Below are 23123 nucleotides of genomic sequence, written 5' to 3'. Positions count from 1 at the left end.
CGGTTAGGTTAGCCTAACCTTCATATTTCGTGAAGAGCTGTTCCGGACGTCGTGCTCGCCGCGCGGGTCACGACCCCCGCGGCGAGCACGGCACTTGAGGCGACGTCACACAGTGGCCTCCAGCCGGTCGCGGTCCCGGCCGAGCGGGATGACGAGCAGGGAGCCGCTCTCCTCGTCCCGTCGCACACGGGCACGCAGCCCGAAGACCTCCCGCAGCAGGTCCTCCGTCAGGACGTCCTCGGGCGCCCCCTGGGCCACGATCCGGCCGTCCTTCATCGCCACCAGCCGCTCGGCGTACCGCGCGGCCAGGGCCAGTTCGTGCAGCACCATCACGATGGTCCGCCCGGTCTCCCGGTGCAGCTCGCCGACCAGCTCAAGGACGTCGATCTGGTGGGCCAGGTCCAGGTGGGTGGTCGGCTCGTCGAGCAGCAGCATCTCGGTGTCCTGGGCCAGCGCCATGGCGATCCACGCGCGCTGGCGCTGACCGCCCGACAGTTCGTCCAGCGTGCGCTCGGCCAGCTCGTACGTGCCCGTCCGGCGCAGCGCCCGTTCGACGGCCTTCTCGTCCTCGGAGGACCAGCGCCGGTACCAGGTCTGGTGCGGGTGCCGGCCGCGTGCCACCAGGTCGGCCACGGTGAGCCCCTCGGGCGCCGTCGGAGACTGCGGCAACAGGCCGACCAGCGCCGCCACTTCCCTGGTGGGCATGGCGTGGACCGAAGTGCCGTCCAGCAGCACCTGTCCGCTCATGGGCTTGAGCAGCCGGCCGAACGAACGCAACAACGTCGACTTCCCGCATCCGTTGGGACCGATCACCGCGGTGACCGAGCCGTCCGGGATGTCCAGGTCGATGCCGTGGACGACCGTGCGGTCGCCGTAGCCCAGAGTGAGCCCTTCGGCCCGCAGCCGCACCGCGGGCTGTCCGGGTCCCGGCTCCGCGAGGTCCTTGATGTCGACCGTCTCCGTCATGTCCTTCTGGCCTTTCCGCTCCGGGCGAGCAGGTAGAGGAGGTAGGGGGCGCCGACCGCCGCGGTGAGAATGCCGACGGGCAGCTCGATGGAGCCGAAGGCGGTACGGCCCAGCACGTCGGCCCACACCGTCACGGCCGCGCCCAGCAGGGCCGAAGCGAGCAGCGGCGGTGTGCCGGTACGCAGCAGCCGCACCGCCAGCTGGGGGCAGGCCAGCGCCACGAAGGCGACCGGCCCCGCCGCGGACGTCGCGGTCGCGGTGAGCAGTACCGCGGTCACCAGCAGCGCGGCGCGCGCGGCGTCGATCCGTACACCGAGTCCGCGGGCGGTGTCGTCGTCGAAGTTCAGCGCACCGAAGGGGAAGGACAGCACCAGCGCGACGGGCAGCAGTACGAGCAGCGCCCAGCCGACCGCACGGGCGTTGTCCCAGGTGCTGGCGTTGAGGCTGCCGGTCAGCCAGAGGATGGCCCGTCCCGCGTCCACGATCGAGGCCTTCACCAGCAGCCAGGAGATCAGGCTGGAGAGCACGGCCTGGACTCCGACGCCGACGAGCAGGACGCGGTAGCCGGACAGCCCGCGCCGTACGGCCAGGGCGTAGACGAGGACCGCGGCCAGCAGCCCTCCGAGGACGGAGGCGGCCGGTACGCCGATCTCGGCGAGCGGGCCGCTGACGCTGCCGTACTCCCCGCCGAGGACGATGACCGCGACCGCGCCGGTACCCGCGCCCGCGGTGATGCCGAGAATGTCCGGACTGGCCAGCGGGTTGCGGGAGATGCCCTGCACGATCGCCCCGGCCAGCCCGAGCGCGGCGCCCACCAGCGCGCCCACGACCGAGCGCGGCATACGGAATTCCAGCACCACCATGCGGGAGGCGGAGTCACCGCCGCCGAACAGCACGTCGACGACTTCCGGCACGGAGATCGGGAAGTCGCCGCGGCCGGTGTTGACCACGACCGCCGCGAACAGCGCGAGAGCCGCGGCGAGGGGGACGAACACGTCCCGCGCGCGCCACACCCCGGAGACGGGGCCGACTCTGACGGCCTTGCGGCCCGGGACGGACGACGGCTCGCGGGATCTGCGCGCGGTGGGCTCGACGGACGGTTTCAGCATCGACGGTGTCCCCTGGTTCGCGTCGTTCACAGTCGCACCGGCTTGCGGCGGCGTACGAGGTAGATGAAGACCGGTGCGCCGATGAACGCGAGCATGATGCCCACCGGCAGCTCCCCGGGCTTGGCCACGACCCGGCCCAGGACGTCCGCGCCGACCATCAGCACGGCCCCGAGCAGCCCCGCGTACACGAGCACCCACCGGTAGTCGGGTCCGGTGTACGCGCGGCCGATGTGGGTGGCCATCAGGCCGACGAACCCGATCGGCCCGCAGGCGGCGACCGCGACACCGGTGAGCAGGGTGATCGCGGCCATCCCGGTCAGCCGGGTGAGGGCGATCCGCACTCCGAGGGCGCGCGCGATGTCCTCGCCGAGCGAAAGGGCGTTCAGCCCGCGTGCGTTGGCGGCGGCGAGGAGCAGCCCGACGGCGACGAACGGCAGCATCTGGAGCGTGATGTCCGCCGGCCGTCCGGCGACCGATCCGACGGTCCAGAACCGGTACGTGTCCAGGGCCTGCTCGTCGAGGACGAGCATGCCCGCGGTGAGGGCGGTGAACAGCGCGTGGATGGCGGCGCCGCCCAGCGCGAGGGTGACCGGCGTGGCGCCGCCCCGCGCGTACGTGCCGACGAGGTAGACGGCGGTGGAGGCGAGCAGCGCCCCGGCGAAGCCGAACCACACGTACCCGTACAGCGTGGTGACGCCGAGGAAGAAGATGGCCCCGGCGACGAACATGCCGGCGCCCGCGCTCACGCCGAGCAGTACCGGGTCGGCGATCGGGTTGCGGGTGTGACCCTGCATCAGCGCTCCGGCGACGCCGAGAGCGCAGCCGGCGACGACGGCGAGGGCGGTGCGCGGCAGCCGCAGCGAGCGGATGATGATGTCGCCCTCGGTGCCGGTCGCACTCCACAGCCCGTGCCAGACCTGTTGCAGGCTCAGGGACTTGGTGCCGAAGACGATGCTCAGCAGGATCGCCACCACCAGCGTTGCGGACAGCACGAGCAACCCCAGCCAGTGCCTCCGGGCATGACTGAGCGCCACGCCGCGTGGTGCCTCCGTGGACGGGGGCGCAGGTAGCGCTTGGGTCACGATCTCCTCCGTGGCCGAAAACATTTAGTTAGGTGAGCCTATCCTTGCATCGCTCTGGTCAGTGAAGAAGGGATCCGCCCATGAAAACCCGTTGGGTCAGCCGTTTCAGCCGTACAGCCACCGCCGCAGCCATCGCCGTGGGTCTGCTCGCCACCGCCGCCTGTGGCGGCGACGCGGACAAGAAGAACGACAGCAAGGACGCCAAGACCCCGGCCGCTTCGGACTCCGCGTACCCTCGCACGGTCACGCACGCCATGGGCTCGGCGGAGCTGAAGGCGCAGCCCAAGCGGGTCGTCGCTCTCGACATGACTTTCGTGGACGCCTCCCTCGCGCTGGAGGCCGAGGTCGTGGGATTCACGACCCTGTCGGGCGGCGGGGACAAGCTGCCGGCCTACTTCGGCGCCGACTCGCAGAAGTTCGCGCCGAAGGCCACCCCGGTCGGCACCCTTGAGGAGCCCAGCCTCGAGAAGATCATCGCACTGAAGCCCGATCTCATCCTTTCGGCCAAGGTCCGCCACGAGAAGCTCTACAAGCAGCTCAGCGGTATCGCTCCGACGGTCTTCTCGGAGACCACCGGCGGCACGTGGAAGGACAACGTCCAGCTCGTCGGCAAGGCCCTCGGCAAGGAGGACCTGGCCAAGCAGAAGGTCCAGGACTTCGAGAAGCGCGCGAAGACGATCGGCGACTCGGTCCGCAAGGCCAAGGGTGCCAACCCCGAGGTGTCGGTGGTCCGGTTCGTCGACGGGCCGACCCGCATCTACAAGGAGGACACCTACACCGGCGTGATCGTGAAGGACCTCGGGTTCGGCAAGCCGGCGGCCGCGACCGGCACCGGCTTCAACACGGAGATCTCCGACGAGGAGATCAAGAAGATGGACGCCGACGACATCTTCATCTCCCTGTACGCCGACGAGGCGGGCCTGAGCAAGAAGACCAAGGAGAAGTTCCAGGCCAACCCGCTCTGGAAGCAGCTCAAGGGTTCCATCCACGAGGTCGACGACAAGATCTGGATGAGCGCCGTGGGCCTGTACGGCGCGAACGCGGTCCTGGACGACGTCGCCAAGACGTACAAGGTGGACGCCGCGAAGGCGTAACCGCCGCACGGAACACGGGCTGTGCGGCCGGGTGATGTCCGGCCGCACAGCCCGTGTTCCGGTTTCTGCGCCCGCTTCCGGGCAGGGCCGGCGGTCCGTCAGCGGGAGAGCCGCGGGCAGGTGTCGCAGACCTCGTCGGGGCGGATCGTGTAGAAGAAGCAGCAGCCGGCCCGGGTACGGGTCGCCTCTCCGTTCGGGCCCTCGGGGGTACGGAACCCCGCGCGGCCAAAGTACGGAGCCGTGCCGCCGGGCAGCAGTGCCTCGGCGGCCCCGACGGCGGCGCGCTGATCGCCGAGCACACGCCCCAAGTGCCAGATGCCCTCGGCGAGTTCGTCGGTCGCCATGCCCCACAGCGCTCGGGCCCCGCGGCGTATCACCGGCCGGAACGCCTCCAGGACGGGCGCCAGGTGATCGGCCACGGCGGCGCGCAACTCCGCGCGCAGCGACTCCTCGTCGGCCACCGTACGCACGCCGGGCGACTGCGCGGCGGGATCCCCCGGCAGACAGCTCACGCCTTCCGCCCCGGCCACCGAGATCGCGCGCGTCCGCCAGTCGTAGGCGACGGCGTCCGGGGTGAGCCGCGGCACCCTGCGGTCGAGGTACCAGGGGCCGCTCATCGCGAGCACAGCGGTGAACGCGTAGCGGTGCAGCACCCAGGTGGCGGCGACGTCACGCCTCGCGCGCACCCCGTAGACGTCCCGGATGCGCAACTCCTCGGCCGCGACGAGCAGCTCCAGCACACCCTGGTCCTCGGCCAGTCGCCGCCCGGTGATCCAGTCGCCGTCCGGCCCGGGAAGCCCCGCCCCGATGTTCAGCAGCGGGGAGGCGGCACGCAAGCGGCGGTAGACGTCGGCAAGCAGCGCGGTACTTCGCATGGGGGAGGTGACTGCGAGTGGCATGCGCATCCCTAATCATTAGGTAAGCCTTCCCTCATTATTACCAGCTGCCACGCCACGGCAAGTCAGACCCGCCCGCCTCGCGCGCCCCAGGGGAAGTCCACCTGCCGCGACCAGCGCGGCACCGCCGCACGTGACCCCCGTCACGAAGAACCGGTTTAGTTGAAACTTAACCTAAAACGGGGTTACGGTGTCCGGTATCGCTTGATCCCACGCACGTCCGGAAGGCACCACGCATGTCCCTCGTTCTTGACCCCGCCGCCCAGGACCTCCTCTTCCGCGAGGCCCGCACCGCCAACACGTTCTCCGACGAGCCGGTGACCGAGGAGCAGGTCCGGGCGATCTACGACCTGGTCAAGTACGGCCCGACCGCGTTCAACCAGTCGCCGCTGCGCATCACCCTGGTCCGCTCCCCCGAAGCCCGCGAGCGCCTGGTCGGCCTGATGGCCGAGGGCAACCGGCCGAAGACCGCGACCGCCCCGCTGGTCGCCATCCTGTCCGCCGACAACGAGTTCCACGAGGAGCTCCCGGCGCTGTTCCCGCACTTCCCGCAGGCCAAGGACGCCTTCTTCGCCGAGCGCCCGGTCCGTGAGCAGGCCGCCCTGGTCAACGGCACCCTCCAGGCCGGCTACTTCCTCATCGGCGTCCGCGCCGCCGGTCTGGCCGCGGGCCCGATGACCGGCTTCGACTTCGCGGGCGTCCAGAAGGAGTTCCTGGACGACGACCACACCCCGCTGATGGTCGTCAACATCGGCAAGCCGGGCGAGAACCCCTGGTTCCCCCGCTCCCCGCGCCTGGCCCACGACGAGGTCATCACGACCGTCTGAGCACGAGCAATACGCAGGGGCCGTAGCACCGAAGGGTGCGGCGGCCCCTTCCCGTACCCGGGGCCGCTCCGCGCGCTAGGACTTCTTCGGTTCCGGGGACCCCGTCGGCTCCGGCTGCTGCGGCTTCAGGGCGGCGGCCATCTCCGCCAGCCGCTCGTCGGACGCCGTGCCGAGGACGACCGTCGTGGCGTTCTTGTCGGTACGCACCAGGGCGTCGTACTTCTCGCCCTTCCAGACCTGCCACGTCACGCCGCCGGCCTGCTTGGTCCGCCCGCTGTCCTTCGCCGAGAAGGTGACCTTCGGCACGTACTTCGCGGGGTCGGCGGTGGACTGCTCGACCGCGACGTACTCCGTGTCCGGGTCCAGGAAGCCCAGGTGCCAGGCCTTGTCCTCGTTGCCGCGGTACGTCACCGAGGTCGCGCGCCACCCCTCGGGCAGGCCCTGCGGGGCGAGCACCGGGTACGGGGCGGAACGCTGCGCCGTGGTGACTTCGACGCGGTAGTCGACCGTCTTGAGGGGGTCGGCGTCCTCGTCGTGCGGGACCGCGGTGTAGACGACGGCGACCACACCGCCGATGACGGCCATCGAGAGCACCATGTCCCGGATCTTCTGATTGCCACGCTTCGCTGCTGCCACGCCCCCATGGTCCCCCATCGCCCGGCGGACCCCGCCATCGGGCGGCCGTCGGCGGGACGTGCCGGACATGCCGCTCATACGTGCCCCGCTCTGCTCATTTTGTCGATGTACGGATAGAGTCACATGACCGTCCTCATCCTGGTTTCCGGGTCCTCCCCGGTACCTCCACCGGCCGTCGCCGCCGTAGCCCGTACAGAAAGGTGCGCACCCGATGACCGAGCACCAGCTCCCCTCACCGCTCGATGTTCCCGCCGAGGCCCCCGACCGCAACCTGGCCCTTGAGCTCGTCCGCGTCACGGAGGCCGCCGCCATGGCCGCCGGGCGCTGGGTCGGCCGCGGCGACAAGATCGGTGCGGACGGCGCGGCGGTGAACGCCATGCGCACCCTCGTCTCGACCGTGTCCATGAACGGCGTCGTCGTGATCGGCGAGGGCGAGAAGGACGAAGCGCCGATGCTCTTCAACGGGGAGCGGATCGGTGACGGCACCGGCGCCGAGGTCGACATCGCGGTGGACCCGATCGACGGCACGACGCTGAACGCGAAGGGCATGCCCAACGCGATCGCCGTGCTGGCGGCGGCCGACCGCGGCACGATGTTCGACCCGTCGGCGGTGTTCTACATGGACAAGCTGGTCACGGGCCCCGAGGCCGCCGACTTCGTCGACATCAACGCGCCCGTGTCGGTCAACATCCGCCGCGTGGCCAAGGCCAAGAACTCCACCCCCGAGGACGTCACGGTCGTCATCCTGGACCGGCCCCGTCACGAGGGGATAGTGAAGGAGATCCGGGAGACCGGCGCCCGCATCAAGTTCATCTCGGACGGCGACGTCGCCGGTTCGATCATGGCGGTACGGGAGGGCACGGGCGTCGACCTCCTGATGGGCATCGGCGGCACCCCCGAGGGCATCATCAGCGCCTGCGCCATCAAGTGCCTCGGCGGCACCATCCAGGGCAAGCTCTGGCCCAAGGACGAGGCCGAGCGTCAGCGGGCCCTGGACGCCGGCCACGACCTGGACCGCGTGCTGCACACCGCCGACCTGGTCAGCGGCGACAACGTGTTCTTCGTCGCGACCGGCATCACCGACGGCGAACTCCTGCGCGGCGTCCGCTACCGCTCGGCGACCGCCACCACGCAGTCGCTCGTCATGCGCTCCAAGTCCGGCACGATCCGCCAGATCGACTCCACGCACCGTCTCTCGAAGCTGCGCGCGTACAGCGCGATCGACTTCGACCGCGCGAAGTAACCCGCCACGCACCACTCGGGGCGGCCACCTCTGCACAGAGGTGGCCGCCCCGACCGGTGTGCGCGAAAAACGTTCAGCCCGCTATGCGTTGGTCGCCGGCGCCGGGCACCGCCTTCAGCTCCATCTCGCGCCTGCGCCGGCGGGCGAGCACCACGCGCCGTTCGGCAGCGGTGAGGCCGCCCCAGACGCCGTACGGTTCCGGCTGGAGCAGGGCGTGTTCCCGGCACTCGATCATCACCGGGCAGCGGGCACAGACCCTCTTGGCGGCCTCCTCGCGGGCCAGCCGGGAAGCGGTCGGCTCCTTCGACGGGGCGAAGAACAGCCCGGCTTCGTCCCGGCGGCACACCGCCTCCGTGTGCCAGGGGCCGGCCTGGTCCCGCTGATCACGGACCGGTACCGGCGCGCGCTGCGCGGGCACGGCGGCGACCTGCAAGGACTGATGCGGCGGTTGCAGCACGGTCTACTCCTGACGACGGCTTCGCGAGCGAGCGACGATGCGCAGTCCCTACCCGCTGTGCCGACGCCTATGCACAGGGTTTCGAACCATGTCCAGTACGCGTCAAGAACGTCGTCGTCCCGTTTGTCAGTGCCCGAGGTGTTTGCGCAGACGATCCTGCAGGTCGGCGGTGAGCTTGCCGCGCTTGGGCTTCGCCTCGATGTTGCCGAACACGGCGTACCCGTTGACGACCACGACGGGGGCCTCGGGGTCTGCGGCCTCCAGTGTGCGGACCTCGAAGTTGCCGAGGATCCCGTTGCCGTTGCCGCGCAGCGTGATGTTCTCCGGCACACGGACCTCGACGTTGCCGAAGACCGCGGTGGCGTCGATGGTGGTCAGGCGCTGGGAGAACAGGGCCTCGGTGAGGTCGATCTCGATGTTCCCGAAGAACGCGAAGGCGCGCGTGCGGGGCGCGATGCGCCAACGGCCCTTGCGGGTCGAGCTGCTGAGCACGGCGACGAGACTGTCGGTCACCGGCAGGCCGTCCGCCCCTGTTCCGTGCGGGTCGTACGCCGCGGTGGGGGCACCGCCCGGCGAGGTCCGGTGGCCGTCGCCGGGGGCGGGCAGGTCCCGTACCAGTGGCTCCAGTTCGGCCTGCGTCTTGGCCCGGTAGACGGCGTCGACGCGCTCGCTGTGCTCCTCGGCGTCGAGACGGCCCTCGGCCATGGCGTCCCGCAGGATGTCCGCGACGCGGTCCCGGTCGGCGTCGGAGGCGCGCAGCGGGGTCCGCTGCCCCGCGGGGGCGGACGCGTTGGACTGAAGGGGCGGCTGCGGCTTCTTTTCGAGGTCCACCTCCCCACCGTACCGAAACGCGATAGATCGCGACTAGGGGGCGGAGGGGTCCGGCTTCCGTCCCGCCCGGCCGGCCCCGGGCGCAGGTGAGGCCGACCTCACCCCCGGCCCGGCGCCCGCGCGTCATACGCTGGTGGGCGCGGTGCGCCAACGGAGGCGTGGGCCGCTGTCCGCCTGCCTAGTGAGGGATTGGCCGTAATGCCAGAGTTCGAGTACTCCGATCTGCTGCCGCTGGGAGAGGACTCCACGCCGTACCGGCTGGTGACCTCCGAGGGTGTCTCCACCTTCGAGGCCGACGGGCGTACGTTCCTCAAGGTCGCGCCCGAGGCGCTGCGCACCCTCGCCGCAGAGGCGATGCACGACATCTCGCACTATCTGCGCCCCGCCCACCTCGCCCAGCTGCGCCGCATCATCGACGACCCGGAGGCGTCCGGCAACGACAAGTTCGTCGCCCTGGACCTGCTGAAGAACGCGAACATCGCGGCCGCGGGCGTCCTGCCGATGTGCCAGGACACCGGCACGGCGATCGTCATGGGCAAGCGCGGACAGAACGTGCTCACCGAGGGCGGGGACGAGGAGGCGCTGTCGCACGGCATCTTCGACGCCTACACCAAGCTGAACCTGCGGTACTCGCAGATGGCCCCGCTGACCATGTGGGACGAGAAGAACACCGGCTCGAACCTGCCCGCGCAGATCGAGCTGTACGCGACCGACGGCGGCGCGTACAAGTTCCTGTTCATGGCGAAGGGCGGCGGGTCCGCCAACAAGTCGTTCCTGTTCCAGGAGACGAAGGCGGTGCTCAACGAGGCCTCCATGATGAAGTTCCTGGAGGAGAAGATCCGGTCGCTGGGGACCGCCGCCTGCCCGCCGTACCACCTGGCCATCGTGGTCGGCGGCACGAGCGCCGAGTTCGCCCTGAAGACCGCGAAGTACGCGTCCGCGCACTACCTGGACGAGCTGCCGTCCGAGGGCTCGCCCACCGGGCACGGCTTCCGGGACCAGGAGCTGGAGCAGAAGGTCTTCGAGCTGACGCAGAAGATCGGGATCGGCGCCCAGTTCGGCGGCAAGTACTTCTGCCACGACGTGCGCGTGGTGCGGCTGCCGCGGCACGGGGCGTCGCTGCCGGTGGCCATCGCCGTCTCCTGCTCGGCGGACCGCCAGGCCACCGCGAAGATCACCGCGGAGGGGGTCTTCCTGGAGGAGCTGGAGAAGGACCCGGCGCGGTTCCTGCCGGACACGACGGACGAGCACCTGTCGTCGTCCGACGAGGGCGTCGTACGGATCGACCTCAACCGGCCCATGGACGAGGTCCTCGCCGAGCTGACCAAGTACCCGGTCAAGACCAGGCTCTCGCTCACCGGCCCGCTGGTCGTCGCGCGCGACATCGCGCACGCGAAGATCAAGGAGCGGCTGGACGCGGGCGAGGAGATGCCGCAGTACCTCAAGGACCACCCGGTGTACTACGCCGGCCCGGCGAAGACGCCCGAGGGGTACGCGTCGGGATCGTTCGGGCCTACCACGGCCGGGCGGATGGACTCCTACGTCGAGCAGTTCCAGGCGGCCGGCGGGTCGAAGGTGATGCTCGCGAAGGGCAACCGCTCCCAGCAGGTCACGGATGCCTGCGCCGCGCACGGCGGCTTCTACCTCGGGTCGATCGGCGGGCCCGCGGCGAGGCTGGCGCAGGACTGCATCAAGAAGGTCGAGGTCGTCGAGTACGAGGAGCTCGGGATGGAGGCCGTGTGGAAGATCGAGGTCGAGGACTTCCCGGCGTTCGTCGTGGTCGACGACAAGGGCAATGACTTCTTCACGGCGCCGGCGGGGGCGCCGCTGGTGACGAGTATTCCGGTGCGGGGGCCGGGGATGGCGTAGGGGTCGGGGGTCACCGGGGCTACCGGGGGGTGGGCCTCCCCTCCCCGGTAGCCCAAGGGGACAGACGGAGGGCGCGTGTCAGGGGGTGGGGCGGGTTATCGCGGCCAGCATGCCGAGCATGTTGTCTTGGCCGTGGCCCGCTGCGACCGCCCGGTCCGCGACGTTCTGGGCCGCCCGCAGCACCGTCGCGTCCAGTCCGGCCTCCTCGGTGGCGTGGGCGATATGGGCCATGGCGGTGGCTGCCGAGGCCAGGTCGCTCTCGTCGCCCGGGTACTCCCCCGAGTCGGCGTCCTTCGCCAGTTCGTCGACGAAACCGGTGACGAGGTTGCCGATGTCCTTGGCGAACGGGGCCAGGTCGGTCGCGGCCACCCCGTACGCGCGGGCGAGCGCGAAGCTGTGCACGAGTCCGCTGATCGACGTCCACCACAGGTCGAGGAGGGCCACCTCGTGGGAGGCGGCGCGCGTGGGGTCCGGGCCGAGGTGGGTCGCGGTACCGCCGAGGGCACCGAGGGTGGCCCGGTGCGCCTCGTACGCGTCGGCCGGTCCGCTGTGGAGGAAGACCGCGTGCGGGGTGCCGATGGTGCCGGTCGGGGTCATGATCGCCCCGTCGAGGTAGGTGACCCCGCGCGCCTGCGCCCAGTCCGCCGCCTCGCGGGCGCGGACGGGGGTGTCGGCGGTGAGGTTGACGACCGTACGGCCCTTGAGCGCGTCGCCCGCGGTGTCCAGGATCGCGAGGGCCGCTTCGTGGTTGAGGACGCAGACGACGACCAGGCCGGAGGCGTGCGCCGCCTCGGCGGGGGTGGCGGCACGTACGGCCCCCGCGGCGACGAGGGAATCGGCGCGGGAGGGGGTGCGGTTCCATACGGTGGTGGGATGTCCCGCCACGAGGAAGGCACGGGCGAGGGCCTGCCCCATGGGGCCGAGCCCGAGGACGGTGACGGCCGCCCTCACGGGAGCGTCGACGGCGTTGTCGGTGGTGGCGTTCATGATGGATTCCAGACGTGGCGAAGGCATGCGTGGGCAAGGCGTGCGGGCATGCGGGGACGAGGGGCGGGTGTGCTGAGTTGAAGAAGCTGCCGTATCAGTGCGGGCTGGACGCGGCGATCGACGTCGTCGACGGCAAGTGGAAGGTGTTGATCCTGTGGGCGCTGCACGAGGGGCCGCGCCGTTTCGGGGAGACCCGGCGGGAGCTGCCGGGCATCAGCGAGAAGGTGCTCACCGAGCAACTGCGTGAGCTGGAGGCCGACCTGGTGGTGCACAGGGAGGTGTACGCGGACACGGCGGTGCCGCGCGTCGAGTACTCCCTGACGGAGTTCGGACAGGAGTTGAACGAGGCACTGGGCCCGTTGGGCGCGTGGGGTCAGCGTCGGCTGCTCAAGCTGGCCGAACTGGAAGAGGCCGAAAAGGAGTTGAGCGGGGTGGCGTCCTCGGCTGCCGGGTAGGGGGCGGGGATGTCTCCAGCCTCCACCCGGCGGACGGGGCGATCAAGTACGCACAAAGAGGTGGGTGGTTACCCGTATGTAAGGACGCGCGGCGACCGGAGCATCCGTGTCCGTCCGCGCCTCCGCGCCTGGCGCCGGGATCCGTCGCCGTTGCCGCGTCCGCGCCCCCGTTCCCCTCGCGACCGCCTCCCGCGCCCGGTCAGCGGTCCGCGTACCACGGCGAACGGCCCCGGCGTCCTCCCCGCGTGGGGTGCGGGGAGGACGCCGGGGCCGCAGGGCGCCGGGTCGCGGTGAGGGCCGCGACGGTCACCGGTGCTGTTCCGCTGCTGCTCCGGCGGCAGGGGCTACGCGAACTGCTGGCCCGCCGAGCCGTCGCAGGTCCGCAGCCTCAGCGGGTCCTTGGCGGCGGACAGGGTGACGCACAGGCTGCTCGCGGCGGCCGGACGCAGCGTGCTGCCCTGCCGTACGAACTGCTGGTTGGCGGCTCCCGAACAGTTCCAGACCACCAGTCCCGCGCCGGGCTCGTACTTGGCGCCGGGTACGTCAAGACAGCGGTCGTGGCTCAGCTCGGTGCGCAGCGACTTCTGGGCGGTGTCGTACCACCAGCCCTGGTTGCGTCCGCCGTGGCAGTCCCAGCCGCCGACGGCCGTGCCGTTGCGGGTGACGGAGGCGGGCACGTCGACGCACGCCCCGGTCCCGGTGTTCCTCAGCGGTTTGTACGCGTCGTCCCACGCGCCCGGGGTGAGGACGGCGTTGCCCGTGGACGCCGGGTCGGCGCAACCGGCCTCACGCAGACCGGAGTGGTAGAGCTGGGTGAGGCAGGAGGCGAAGGCGGCGTGGCCGCGGATGTTGGGGTGGAAGGACTGCCGGACGGAGTTCTCGTCCGGGAGGCCCGGCTTGGAGAGGTCGATGTAGAGGCCGCGCGCCCAGGCGTCGTCCATGCAGACCTCGTGGCCGTGGAAGAGGCGCGAGTTGTCGAGGTAGGTGGCGCCGGTGGAGGACGCCGCCCTGCGGATGCCGCGCTCGAAGGCGGGGACGGCGACGTTGCGGCCCCAGGCGGTGTCGGAGTCGTAGCCGAGACCGCCGCAGGCGACCTTGCCGGGGAAGCGGGGGTTGTCCTTGAAGTCGGGGCCGATGGGGCTGGGGTAGCTCATCACGACGAGCTTGTAGTCGGAGTCGGCGTATCCGGCGCCGGTCATGGTCGTCCGCAGGTCGCGGACGGTCTGCTCGACCTTGGGCACGAGCCCGTCCACGCGGGCCTGCCAGCCGGCGGCGTACTTGCTCTCGCACGGGCCCTGCAGGGTGAGGTACCGCGTCACGCAGTCGGTCATGACGGGGCCGAACTGGAGGTCGTCGTTGGCTCCGGCGACCAGCAGCACCATCTTGATCTTCGTATTGCGGGCCTTGATGGCGAGGCTGTCGCTCTGTACGAGCTCGTCGGCGTACTGCTTGGTGCCGCCGATCCTGATGTTTCCGGTCGCACCGCCCGAGCAGGAGACGTTGTACGTCACGTCCGCGGGGATGGAGGTCCGGTGGATCGCGGCGTCCGGCGAGCGGTGGCACCAGTTCGTGGGCCCGTTGGTGGGCGGTTCGTACGTGCCGACGCCCTCGCCGGAGATCTCGCTGTCGCCGAGCGAGATGAGTCCGGTCCTGCGCTGGTCCATGGGCCGTTCGGCGGGGCTGCCGTACAGCTTGGTCGCCTCCGCGGCGCGGATGGCCTCCAGCTCGGGCGGAAGGGGGGTGGAGGGTGCGGCTGCCCTGGCCGTGCCGTCGTCGGCCGCGGCGGCGGTGGTCGCCGTCAGACCGCCGACGGCTACCGCGAGTGCGGCGGTCATGGCGAGAGTGCTGCGGAATCTGTACCTGGTGCGCGGCATTGCGCCTCCCCGGGTGTGGTTACCCGAGGTATTTACTGGCCGGTAGCCCAGATGGGAATACCCAGGACAGGACAACCGCTCAACTTTCACAGGAGGTACGACGACGATGACGACCGACGACGCACAGGATTTCCGGATCGAGCACGACTCCATGGGTGAGGTACGGGTCCCCGCCCACGCCAAGTGGCGTGCGCAGACACAGCGGGCCGTGGAGAACTTCCCCATCTCCGGCCAGCGCCTGGAACGCGCCCACATCGAGGCCCTCGCCCACATCAAGGCGGCGGCCGCGAAGGTCAACGCCGAACTGGGCGTCCTGGACAAGGACGTGGCGGAGGCGGTCGCCGATGCGGCACGGGAGGTGGCGCGCGGCGACTGGGACGAGCACTTCCCGGTGGACGTCTTCCAGACCGGCTCCGGCACGTCCTCGAACATGAACATGAACGAGGTCGTCGCCACCCTCGCGACCGAGCGGCTGAAAAGCGCCCACGCCTCCCTCGGCCAGGCGGACTCGTCCAGCGGCTCCGTCCACCCCAACGACCACGTCAACGCCTCCCAGTCCTCCAACGACGTGTTCCCGTCCTCGATCCACATCGCCGCGACGGCCGCCGTCACCCACGACCTGATCCCCGCCCTCGAACACCTCGCCGCCGCCCTGGAGAGCAAGTCGGCCGAGTTCGCGGACGTGGTGAAGTCCGGTCGTACGCACCTGATGGACGCCACCCCAGTCACCCTCGGCCAGGAGTTCGGCGGCTACGCGGCGCAGGTGCGGTACGGCGTCGAGCGCCTCCGCTCCTCCCTCCCCCGGCTCGCCGAGCTCCCGCTGGGCGGCACGGCCGTCGGTACGGGCATCAACACCCCGCCCGGTTTCTCCGCCGCCGTCATCGCCGAGGTCGCCCGCACCACCGGCCTGCCCCTCACCGAGGCCCGCGACCACTTCGAGGCCCAGGGCGCCCGGGACGGCCTCGTCGAGACGTCCGGCCAGCTCCGCACGATCGCCGTCTCCCTCACCAAGATCGCCAACGATCTGCGGTGGATGGCCAGCGGCCCGCGCACCGGACTGGCCGAAATCAACCTGCCCGACCTCCAGCCCGGCTCGTCGATCATGCCGGGCAAGGTCAACCCGGTGGTCCCCGAGGCGGTCCTGATGGTGGCGGCCCAGGTCACCGGCAACGACACGACGGTCGCCGTCGCGGGCGCGGCGGGCAACTTCGAGCTGAACGTGATGCTCCCGGTCATCGCCAAGAACGTCCTGGAGTCCGTCCGTCTCCTCGCCAACTCCACCCGCCTGCTGGCCGACCGCACCGTCGACGGCATCACGGCGAACCGCGAGCGCGCCCTGGAGTACGCGGAGTCCTCCCCCTCCGTGGTGACCCCCCTCAACAAGTACCTCGGGTACGAGGAGGCCGCGAAGGTCGCCAAGAAGGCGGTCGCCGAACGCAGGACGATCCGCGAGGTCGTCGTCGAGGGCGGCTACGTGGAGCGCGGCAACCTCACGGAGGAGCAGCTGGACGCCGCCCTGGACGTGCTGAGCATGACGCGGCCGTGACGCCGGACGAGCCGGGGCGGGCGGGGGCGCGGCGGCGTCCCGTGATCCAAATCGCTGCGCCACCGCCCCCGCCCTCCTAAAATCCGTTCATGACAGAGCACGTGGACGTGGACACGAACGGGGCCGGGGCGGTCGGCGGCAGGTGGGCCGCCGGGGACCGGATCCTCTGGCGGTACCGGGACAACGCCTCCGCCGGCCTGCACATCTGCCGTCCCGTGACGGTGGTGCAGGACACGGACGAGCTGCTCGCGGTGTGGATGGCGCCGGGGACCGAGTGCGTCAAGCCCGTGTTGCTGGACGGCACTTCGGTGCATCAGGAGCCGCTCGCGACGCGGTACACGAAGGCGCGGACGACGACCACGTCGCGGTGGTTCGGCACCGGGGTGCTCAAGCTCGCGCGGCCCGGCGATCCGTGGTCGGTGTGGCTGTTCTGGGAACGCGGATGGCGGTTCAAGAACTGGTACGTGAACCTGGAGGAGCCCCGGTCGCGGTGGTCGGGCGGGGTGGATTCGCAGGACCACTTCCTGGACATCGCGGTCGCGCCGGACGGGCGCTGGATGTGGCTGGACGAGGACGAGTTCGCCGAGGCGCTGCGGGTCGGGCTGATGGACGAGGAGCAGGCCGCACGCGTACGGGAGGCCGGGCGGGCGGCCGTGCGGCAGATCGAGACATGGGGGACGCCGTTCCGTGACGGCTGGGAGGACTGGCGGCCGGATCCGCGCTGGGGCGTGCCCGAGCTGCCGGACGACTGGGACCGCACCCCGGCCCGCATGGCGACGTGAGACTCTTGATGCGCCCCCGGGGTCCAAACGTAGGATCGTCCTCCGGAAGGCCGCGCACGCAGTGGTCGGATGCTTCAACTACCGGGTGTGGAGCACCACCTGACCGTATGTCACCACAGGGGGGTGGTTCTGTGAACCTGCACAAATGTGCGTGCGGTTCTGTAACGTTCACAGGCCACCGTTCTGTCGACGCCGCCCGCAGAGCGGGTATACCGCAGGCAGCGATTGCATCGCACGAGCTCCCCGGACGGACGGAACCCCACGCGTGACGGAGCAGCAGTCCACCTCGCACGAAGGCCGGCAGCCGTTGGCTGCCGGGCCGCAGGAACGCGCCCGGCCACGGCAGGAGCCGCAGGAGGAGGGCGCGCGGCCGACGACGGCCGCGGTGCCCGCCCCGGCAGGACCGGCGGCCCCGGGCGGACCGGGCAAACCGGGCGCCCCCACGGGCCCCGGCGGTCCGGGCGGCCCCACCGGCCCCGGCGGCCCGGGTGCCCCCGGCGGTCCCGCGGGGCCCGGCGGGCACAGCACGCCCGCCCAGCCAGCCCGTACCGAGGGCGACCGGCTCCGGTTCGTCGGGGCCGCGACCCGGCGGATCGCCCGCGGCATCGACCTGGACGAGATCGTGCTCGGGCTGTGCCGGGCGACCGTGCCGACGTTCTCGGACGCGATCCTGGTGTATCTGCGCGATCCGCTGCCCGTCGGGGACGAGCGGCCCGCCGTGCCCTTCATGCTGCGGCTGCGGCGCACGGACCGGCTGCGGCCCGGTGACCTCGGCGAGTCACCGGAGGCCGTCGAGGAGCTGGACGCCGTGGTCGGCGACGGTTCGCCCGCGCAGCAGCTCTGCGAGGTGCTCAGCGGCGGCGCGCTGGCCGAGGTGCTGCGCGGCGTGCGGCCGGTGTTCGGGGACGCGTCGGCGGCCCGGATCGCCCTGCCGGAGCTGCTCGGCCGGGAGTGCGCGCTGCCCGACGGGCGGCGCGCGATACTCGCCCCGCTCCGGGGCCGCCGCCGGGTGATCGGTGCGGCCGTCTTCCTGCGCAGGCCCGAGCGGTCCGCGTTCGAGACCAATGACCTGCTGGTCGCGGCGCAGTTGGCGACGCACACCGCGCTGGGCATCGACAAGGCCGTTCTGTACGGGCGCGAGGCGTACATCGCGGACGAGTTGCAGCGGACGATGCTGCCGGACTCGCTGCCGAAGCCGACCGGCGTCAAGCTCGCGTCGCGCTACCTCCCGGCCGCCGAGACCGCTCGGGTGGGCGGGGACTGGTACGACGCGATTCCGCTGCCGGGCAGCCGGGTGGCGCTGGTGGTGGGCGACGTCATGGGGCACTCCATGACCTCGGCGGCGATCATGGGGCAGTTCCGTACGACGGCCCAGACCCTCGCCGGACTGGACCTGCCGCCGCAGGAGGTGCTCCACCACCTCGACGAGCAGGCGCAGCGGCTCGGCACCGACCGCATGGCGACCTGCATGTACGCCGTGTACGACCCGGTGTCGCACCGGATCACCATCGCCAACGCCGGGCACCCGCCGCCCATCCTGCTGCACCTGGGAGGGCGCGCGGAGGTGCTGCGGGTGCCGCCGGGGGCGCCGATCGGGGTCGGCGGCGTCGACTTCGAGGCCGTGGAGCTGGACGCTCCGGCCGGCGCGACGCTGCTCCTGTACACCGACGGCCTGGTCGAGTCCCGGCTGCGGGACGTGTGGACGGGCATCGAGCAACTGAGGGAACGCCTCGCCGCCACCGCCCAGTTGACCGGCCCCGACCACCCGCCGCCCCTTGAGGCGCTCTGCGACGACGTGCTCGACATGCTCGGGCCCGGTGACCGGGACGACGACATCGCGCTGCTGGCCGCCCGGTTCGACGGGATCGCGCCGAGCGACGTCGCGTACTGGTTCCTGGAACCGGAGGAGCAGGCTCCGGGGCGGGCGCGGCGTCTGGCCCGGCGCGCGCTGGAGCGCTGGGGCCTGGAGGAGCTGTCGGACTCGGTGGAACTGCTCGTCAGCGAGGTCGTGACGAATGCGGTGCGCTACGCGGAGCGCCCGGTGACGCTGCGGCTGCTGCGTACGGACGTGCTGCGGTGCGAGGTCGGCGACGACTCGCCGCAGCTGCCCCGGCAGCGGCGGGCACGGGACACCGACGAGGGCGGGCGGGGCCTGTTCCTGGTGAACCGGCTGGCCCGCAAGTGGGGCGCGACCCGCTTGAGCAGCGGCAAGGTCGTGTGGTTCGAGCTGGGGCTGCCGGGGTCGGCGGCGGAGCCGCCGCACTGAATGCCCGCTCGCCGCACCCGGCGGGCGACGGCACGGACAACCGCGGGGCCCGTCCTGGTACGCACAGGACGGGCCCCGCCGTCGTACGGGATCGAGCGGAGTGCCGCACGGTACGGAGGCGGCGGGCCCCGCCCCGGGTCGGGGTGGGGCCCGCCGTCGTCAGCGCCCTGCGTGCGGGCCGGCTACGGCTGCGGGGGCCACTGCCCGTCGCCGCCGTTGACGTTGCCGCCCGGTTTGCCGACCGTGTCGCCGCCCTGGTTGGCGCCGCCGGGCTGGCCGGTGCCCGGGTCCGGATCGGTGCCCGGGTCGGGGTCGGGCGGGGTGCCGCCGTTGTCGCCGCCGCCCTCGCCTCCGTTGGCGTTGCCGCCACCGTTGCCGTTGCCGCCGTCGCCCGGCGGGGTGCGGGTCGGCGGGGGCGTGTACTTCGGCGGCTCGGGTGTGTCGGTCACCGGCGGGGGCGTCGTCGCCTCCTGGGTGGGCGTCTCGGTGGCCGGCGGGGGCGTGGTGGGCGGCGGCGGGGGCGGTGTCCGGAAGTCGGCGCCCGCCCTGACCTCCAGGTCGAACTGGGCGGCCTTTTCCTTGCTGCTGAGCGCGCCCAGCGTGTAGTCGCGCCAGATTCGGGCGGGGAAGCCGCCGCCGTTGGCGCGGCCCGCGCTGGCGGTGCCGGTGAGGGAGACCTGGCGGCCGGTCTTGGGGTCCTGGCCGAAGAGGGCGACGGCGGTGGCGAGCCTGGGGGTGTACCCGGCGAACCAGGCCGCCCGGTTGTTCTCGGAGGTTCCGGTCTTGCCCGCCGCGTTGTACTCGCCGCTGTCGGCGTTCACGCCCGAGCCCTCCTTCATCACGTTCTGCAGGACGGAGGTCACGGTGTCGGCGGTCTCCCGCTGGAGGCCCCCGGCGTCCTTGAGCGCCTCGGGCCGGATCTTCGCGAGGTCCTTGTGCTCGGCCTCCTTGATGATCGAGGGGATGATCTTCTTGCCGTGGGCGGCGAGGGAGCCGTACGCGCCCGCCATGTCCATGGTGCTGGCGCGCATGGTGCCGAGCGACATCGCGGGGACCTCGCCGAAGTCGCCCCGCTCGCGCATGCCGGCCCGCAGCGCGACCTCCTTCGTGAGCTTGGGCCCGACGTCCACGATCATCTGCGCGAAGACGGAGTTGACGGACTTGGCCATCGCCGTCTGGACGGTGATGTCGCCGTAGCTCTCGTTGTCCTCGTTCTCCGGGGCGAACGGGATCTCGCTGCCTTCGACGGGACGCTTGCTCTTGCCGCTGTAGACGGTGTTCGCCGTGATCGGTTCGCCGTCCTGCGTCTCGGAGTTGTTCTCCAGTGCGGCGGCGAAGATGAACGGCTTGAAGGTGGAGGCGGGCTGGTAGTCGGTGCGGGTCGCGTTGCTGACCTGGTGCGTGAGGAAGTCCGCTCCGCCGTACAGCGCGACGACGTTGCCGGTCCTGGGGTCCACCGAGGTGGCGCCCGCCTGGACGGTCGAGTCGACCTTGTTGCCCTTGCGGTCGAGCTTGGACTCCAACTGGCGCTGAACGGCCTTCTCCAGGGCCTGCTGCCGCTTCTTGTCGATGTTGAGGGTGATCTGCCAGCCGCCGGCCGCGAGCTGCTTCTCGTCGACCTTCTCGCGCACCTTCAGCTGCTGCTCGGCCGCCTGGACGAGGTAGCCGGTCTGGCCCTTGAGCCCGGGGTCGGCCCGGACGGGCTCGGGCATCGGGAACTTCATTCCGGCCCGGTCGGCCTGCTTCAGCTCGCCCATCTTGACCATGTTGTCCAGGACGTAGTTCCAGCGGTCCATGACGAGCTTCTTGTTCGTCGGCGTCGCGTTCAGCACGTCGTAGCTGCTGGGCGCCTGGAGCAGGGCCGCCAGGTAGGCACCCTCCTCGACGGTGAGCTTCTCGGCGTCCTTGCGGTAGTACGCCTGGGCGGCGGCCTGGATCCCGGCGGCGCCGCGCCCGTAGTAGCTGGTGTTGATGTACCCGAGGAGGATCGTGTTCTTGTCGTACTTGTTGTCGACCTTGAGGGAAATCACCAGCTCCTTGAGCTTGCGGCTGACCGTCTGCTCAGGGGTGAGGTAGTAGTTCTTCACGTACTGCTGGGTAATCGTCGAACCACCCTGCTTGCCCTTGCCGGTGAGGGTGTTGAGCACGCCTCGGGCCGTGCCCTTGAAGTCGATGCCCTCGTCCTCGTAGAACGACATGTTCTCGGCGGCGACGAAGGTCTTCTGGACCTTCTCGGGGATCTTGTCGAGCGAGACGTTCTCACGGTCGTACGCGCCGTCCTGGCCGGTGCGTGCGAAAACCTCGCCGTCGCTGTACTTGTAGACGTTGCTCTGGACCTTCGCCGCCGCGTTGCCCGCGGGGATCTCGGTGAGCATGTAGAGGGCGACGAAGCCCGCCATCCCGAGCAGGCAGAGTCCGACAAAAGTACCGAGCACCTTCTTCCAGGTGAAGAAGCGGCGTATGCCGGTCCTCTCCGTCTGCGCCCGGCGCGACCCACGCTGCCGGGCCTTTCGCGCATCCGCACGGCCCATTGGTCAGTTGCTCCGCTTCTCAGTCATCGCTCGCATAGCTCGCCCATACTCACCGAACTATCGCCGGATCAGCTCAGAAAGCTAACACCGTCGACTTGGACAAATAGCCGCAGATCACGCCTTTTGCGGACGTGACAATCAGCACCTCCCCCCAAGGAACCGACGAACGGGGAGCCTCAAAGGTTGCCAGGAGTGAGCGAAGTTGAGGAAACGAGTCCGATTCACCTCCTGATCCTTCCGGACGGGGGCGGCACACCTCTGGGCAGGCACGGCGGGACGCGTTAAAGTGATATCACTTTGCTAGCTCAGCAGTGACCGTGGCCGGCAGAGCGACGCCCATGCGTGAAGTGCTTCAGAGAACGGGGAACCGCATGACCCACACAGCCAACGGACCGTCCCACGACCCCTCCGACCCCACCCGCCCCACCGACAGCTCCGACACCCGCTCGCCGGACCTCCCGGAGATGCCCGCACCCCGCGTCACCGAGTTCCCGGCGCACAGCATCCCCGGCGGGCTCGCCCTGCTGCTGGGCCTGCTCGGCGTCGTCGCGGCCGTGGCACTGGTGGTGCTCGGCGCCTCGATCGCCGCCGCCGGCGGAAAGTTCGCCCTCATCGGCATCGGCATCCTGCTCTTTCTCGGGTCGCTGCTCGCCATGAGCGGCCTGAACATGGTCGCGCCGGGCGAGGCCCGCGTGGTCCAGCTCTTCGGCCGCTACCGGGGCACCATCCGCACCGACGGACTGCGCTGGGTGAACCCCCTCACCACCCGCAACAAGATCTCCACCCGCGTCCGCAACCACGAGACCGCCGTCCTCAAGGTCAACGACGCGTACGGCAACCCGATCGAGCTGGCGGCGGTCGTCGTGTGGCGGGTCGAGGACACCGCCCAGGCCCTCTTCGAGGTGGACGACTTCCTGGAGTTCGTCTCCACCCAGACCGAGGCGGCCGTCCGGCACATCGCCATCGAGTACCCGTACGACGCGCACGAGGAGGCCGGGCTCTCGCTGCGCGGCAACGCCGAGGAAATCACCGAGAAGCTGGCCGTCGAGCTGCACGCGCGCGTGGAAGCGGCGGGCGTCCACATCGTCGAGTCCCGCTTCACCCACCTCGCGTACGCGCCGGAGATCGCCTCCGCGATGCTCCAGCGCCAGCAGGCGGGCGCGGTGGTCGCCGCCCGCAAGCTGATCGTCGAGGGGGCGGTCGGCATGGTCGAGCAGGCGCTCGCCCGCATCACCGAGCAGGACATCGTCGAACTCGACGAGGAGCGCAAAGCGGCGATGGTCAGCAACCTGCTGGTCGTGCTGTGCGGAGACCGCGCCACCCAGCCGGTCATCAACACGGGGTCGCTCTACCAGTGAGCGACGACGCGGGGCCGGAGCGGGCGGACGCGGCGGCCGAGGACCGGGCGGCCGGAGCGCGGAACTCCGCGCCCGGGCCACGGCGCGAGGCCCGCAAGCAGGTACTGCTCCGGCTCGACCCCAAGGTGTACGACGCCCTGGCGCGCTGGGCCTCCGACGAGCTGCGCAGCACGAACGCCCAGATCGAGTTCCTGCTGCGCACCTCGCTCTCGGACGCGGGACGCCTTCCCAGGCACACGGGCCCGCTGCCGCGACGGGGCCGCCCGCCCAAACGGCCGCCAGAGGACGAGAACTAGCAGGTGGGGACCCTTTTG

The 23123-nt window shown here is 70.9% G+C and carries 20 protein-coding genes; 10 read left to right on the top strand and 10 right to left on the bottom strand.

The features are described 5' to 3' along the window. Positions 1-105: 105 nt before the first annotated feature. The 3 genes from HNQ79_RS08410 to HNQ79_RS08400 are packed head-to-tail and all read right to left on the bottom strand — an operon-like array spanning position 106 to position 3181. A complete protein-coding gene (locus tag HNQ79_RS08410; protein WP_185028561.1) occupies positions 106-966 on the bottom strand; it encodes an ABC transporter ATP-binding protein in 861 nt (286 codons plus the stop codon). Continuing rightward, positions 963-2075 (bottom strand): FecCD family ABC transporter permease, encoded by a 1113-nt coding sequence (locus HNQ79_RS08405; RefSeq protein WP_185028559.1) that lies wholly within the window; start codon positions 2073-2075, stop codon positions 963-965. Before HNQ79_RS08405 ends, HNQ79_RS08410 begins: the two co-directional genes overlap by 4 nt. Before the next feature lie 26 nt (positions 2076-2101). Further along, entirely contained in the window at positions 2102-3181 is a 1080-nt protein-coding gene (locus HNQ79_RS08400; RefSeq protein ID WP_185028557.1) for a FecCD family ABC transporter permease, read from the bottom strand. A gap of 56 nt (positions 3182-3237) precedes the next feature. Between HNQ79_RS08400 and HNQ79_RS08395 the strand changes: the two genes are divergently transcribed. Then, positions 3238-4251, top strand: coding sequence for an ABC transporter substrate-binding protein (locus HNQ79_RS08395; protein ID WP_185028555.1), 1014 nt, complete (start codon positions 3238-3240; stop codon positions 4249-4251). Between the two features lie 98 nt (positions 4252-4349). Here HNQ79_RS08395 and HNQ79_RS08390 read toward each other — a convergent pair whose 3' ends face one another. Further along, positions 4350-5150: a (2Fe-2S)-binding protein gene (locus HNQ79_RS08390; protein ID WP_229923318.1), complete on the bottom strand. Its 801-nt coding sequence runs from the start codon at positions 5148-5150 to the stop codon at positions 4350-4352. A gap of 233 nt (positions 5151-5383) precedes the next feature. On the opposite strand from HNQ79_RS08390, the gene HNQ79_RS08385 reads away from it, so the two are divergent. Beyond that, complete coding sequence (locus tag HNQ79_RS08385) at positions 5384-5974, top strand: malonic semialdehyde reductase (RefSeq protein WP_185028551.1); 591 nt, start codon at positions 5384-5386, stop codon at positions 5972-5974. Positions 5975-6049: 75 nt separating this feature from the next. Here HNQ79_RS08385 and HNQ79_RS08380 read toward each other — a convergent pair whose 3' ends face one another. Then, on the bottom strand, positions 6050-6628 hold the full coding sequence (locus HNQ79_RS08380; RefSeq protein ID WP_185028549.1) for a DUF4245 domain-containing protein: 579 nt from the start codon (positions 6626-6628) through the stop codon (positions 6050-6052). Positions 6629-6821: 193 nt separating this feature from the next. Here HNQ79_RS08380 and glpX point away from each other — a divergent pair, with 193 nt between their 5' ends. Continuing rightward, the gene (gene glpX, locus HNQ79_RS08375) at positions 6822-7853 is read left to right on the top strand and encodes a class II fructose-bisphosphatase (RefSeq protein ID WP_185028547.1); all 1032 of its coding nucleotides are present in this window, start codon (positions 6822-6824) and stop codon (positions 7851-7853) included. 73 nt (positions 7854-7926) lie between these two features. On the opposite strand, the gene HNQ79_RS08370 is transcribed toward glpX, so the two are convergent. Next, positions 7927-8310, bottom strand: coding sequence for a WhiB family transcriptional regulator (locus tag HNQ79_RS08370; RefSeq protein WP_185028545.1), 384 nt, complete (start codon positions 8308-8310; stop codon positions 7927-7929). A 126-nt stretch (positions 8311-8436) separates the two neighbouring features. Beyond that, on the bottom strand, positions 8437-9141 hold the full coding sequence (locus tag HNQ79_RS08365) for a DUF1707 SHOCT-like domain-containing protein (protein ID WP_185028543.1): 705 nt from the start codon (positions 9139-9141) through the stop codon (positions 8437-8439). A gap of 198 nt (positions 9142-9339) precedes the next feature. Between HNQ79_RS08365 and HNQ79_RS08360 the strand changes: the two genes are divergently transcribed. Further along, a complete protein-coding gene (locus HNQ79_RS08360) occupies positions 9340-11010 on the top strand; it encodes a fumarate hydratase (RefSeq protein WP_185028541.1) in 1671 nt (556 codons plus the stop codon). A 78-nt stretch (positions 11011-11088) separates the two neighbouring features. Here HNQ79_RS08360 and HNQ79_RS08355 read toward each other — a convergent pair whose 3' ends face one another. Then, positions 11089-11997 carry an NAD(P)-dependent oxidoreductase gene (locus tag HNQ79_RS08355; protein ID WP_185028539.1) on the bottom strand — a complete coding sequence of 303 codons (909 nt, stop codon included), beginning with the start codon at positions 11995-11997 and terminating at the stop codon, positions 11089-11091. Positions 11998-12074: 77 nt separating this feature from the next. Between HNQ79_RS08355 and HNQ79_RS08350 the strand changes: the two genes are divergently transcribed. After that, positions 12075-12452, top strand: a complete 378-nt coding sequence (locus HNQ79_RS08350) for a winged helix-turn-helix transcriptional regulator (protein WP_185028537.1) — start codon at positions 12075-12077, stop codon at positions 12450-12452. A gap of 344 nt (positions 12453-12796) precedes the next feature. On the opposite strand, the gene HNQ79_RS08345 is transcribed toward HNQ79_RS08350, so the two are convergent. Beyond that, a complete protein-coding gene (locus HNQ79_RS08345) occupies positions 12797-14326 on the bottom strand; it encodes a ricin-type beta-trefoil lectin domain protein (protein ID WP_185028535.1) in 1530 nt (509 codons plus the stop codon). A 106-nt stretch (positions 14327-14432) separates the two neighbouring features. On the opposite strand from HNQ79_RS08345, the gene HNQ79_RS08340 reads away from it, so the two are divergent. The 3 genes from HNQ79_RS08340 (at position 14433) to HNQ79_RS08330 (ending at position 18920) form a co-directional block, all read left to right on the top strand. Beyond that, a complete protein-coding gene (locus HNQ79_RS08340) occupies positions 14433-15872 on the top strand; it encodes a class II fumarate hydratase (RefSeq protein WP_185028533.1) in 1440 nt (479 codons plus the stop codon). Positions 15873-15961: 89 nt separating this feature from the next. Then, positions 15962-16654, top strand: coding sequence for a cytidylyl-2-hydroxypropylphosphonate hydrolase (gene fomD / locus HNQ79_RS08335; protein WP_185028531.1), 693 nt, complete (start codon positions 15962-15964; stop codon positions 16652-16654). A gap of 145 nt (positions 16655-16799) precedes the next feature. After that, on the top strand, positions 16800-18920 hold the full coding sequence (locus tag HNQ79_RS08330) for a SpoIIE family protein phosphatase (RefSeq protein ID WP_185028529.1): 2121 nt from the start codon (positions 16800-16802) through the stop codon (positions 18918-18920). Positions 18921-19102: 182 nt separating this feature from the next. On the opposite strand, the gene HNQ79_RS08325 is transcribed toward HNQ79_RS08330, so the two are convergent. Beyond that, positions 19103-21451 carry a transglycosylase domain-containing protein gene (locus tag HNQ79_RS08325; protein WP_185028527.1) on the bottom strand — a complete coding sequence of 783 codons (2349 nt, stop codon included), beginning with the start codon at positions 21449-21451 and terminating at the stop codon, positions 19103-19105. A 464-nt stretch (positions 21452-21915) separates the two neighbouring features. Here HNQ79_RS08325 and HNQ79_RS08320 point away from each other — a divergent pair, with 464 nt between their 5' ends. Further along, entirely contained in the window at positions 21916-22809 is an 894-nt protein-coding gene (locus HNQ79_RS08320; protein WP_229923354.1) for an SPFH domain-containing protein, read from the top strand. Then, a complete protein-coding gene (locus HNQ79_RS33195; protein ID WP_229923320.1) occupies positions 22806-23105 on the top strand; it encodes a type II toxin-antitoxin system antitoxin in 300 nt (99 codons plus the stop codon). The genes HNQ79_RS08320 and HNQ79_RS33195 overlap by 4 nt, the downstream gene beginning before the upstream one ends. The last annotated feature ends 18 nt before the right edge of the window (positions 23106-23123 follow it).

The sequence above is a fragment of the Streptomyces candidus genome, from assembly GCF_014207445.1.
GTDB classification, from domain to species: domain Bacteria; phylum Actinomycetota; class Actinomycetes; order Streptomycetales; family Streptomycetaceae; genus Streptomyces; species Streptomyces candidus.
This window is presented reverse-complemented; position numbering and strand designations above follow the sequence as displayed.

Coding starts and splice junctions, on each gene's coding strand:
- HNQ79_RS08410 (WP_185028561.1), bottom strand. CDS start 966: ATGACGGAGACGGTCGACATCAAGGACCTCGCGGAGCCGGGACCCGGA.
- HNQ79_RS08405 (WP_185028559.1), bottom strand. CDS start 2,075: ATGCTGAAACCGTCCGTCGAGCCCACCGCGCGCAGATCCCGCGAGCCG.
- HNQ79_RS08400 (WP_185028557.1), bottom strand. CDS start 3,181: ATGTTTTCGGCCACGGAGGAGATCGTGACCCAAGCGCTACCTGCGCCC.
- HNQ79_RS08395 (WP_185028555.1), top strand. CDS start 3,238: ATGAAAACCCGTTGGGTCAGCCGTTTCAGCCGTACAGCCACCGCCGCA.
- HNQ79_RS08390 (WP_229923318.1), bottom strand. CDS start 5,150: ATGCCACTCGCAGTCACCTCCCCCATGCGAAGTACCGCGCTGCTTGCC.
- HNQ79_RS08385 (WP_185028551.1), top strand. CDS start 5,384: ATGTCCCTCGTTCTTGACCCCGCCGCCCAGGACCTCCTCTTCCGCGAG.
- HNQ79_RS08380 (WP_185028549.1), bottom strand. CDS start 6,628: ATGGGGGACCATGGGGGCGTGGCAGCAGCGAAGCGTGGCAATCAGAAG.
- glpX (WP_185028547.1), top strand. CDS start 6,822: ATGACCGAGCACCAGCTCCCCTCACCGCTCGATGTTCCCGCCGAGGCC.
- HNQ79_RS08360 (WP_185028541.1), top strand. CDS start 9,340: ATGCCAGAGTTCGAGTACTCCGATCTGCTGCCGCTGGGAGAGGACTCC.
- HNQ79_RS08355 (WP_185028539.1), bottom strand. CDS start 11,997: ATGAACGCCACCACCGACAACGCCGTCGACGCTCCCGTGAGGGCGGCC.
- HNQ79_RS08345 (WP_185028535.1), bottom strand. CDS start 14,326: ATGCCGCGCACCAGGTACAGATTCCGCAGCACTCTCGCCATGACCGCC.
- HNQ79_RS08340 (WP_185028533.1), top strand. CDS start 14,433: ATGACGACCGACGACGCACAGGATTTCCGGATCGAGCACGACTCCATG.
- fomD (WP_185028531.1), top strand. CDS start 15,962: ATGACAGAGCACGTGGACGTGGACACGAACGGGGCCGGGGCGGTCGGC.
- HNQ79_RS08330 (WP_185028529.1), top strand. CDS start 16,800: ATGTGCGTGCGGTTCTGTAACGTTCACAGGCCACCGTTCTGTCGACGC.
- HNQ79_RS08325 (WP_185028527.1), bottom strand. CDS start 21,451: ATGGGCCGTGCGGATGCGCGAAAGGCCCGGCAGCGTGGGTCGCGCCGG.
- HNQ79_RS08320 (WP_229923354.1), top strand. CDS start 21,916: ATGCCCGCACCCCGCGTCACCGAGTTCCCGGCGCACAGCATCCCCGGC.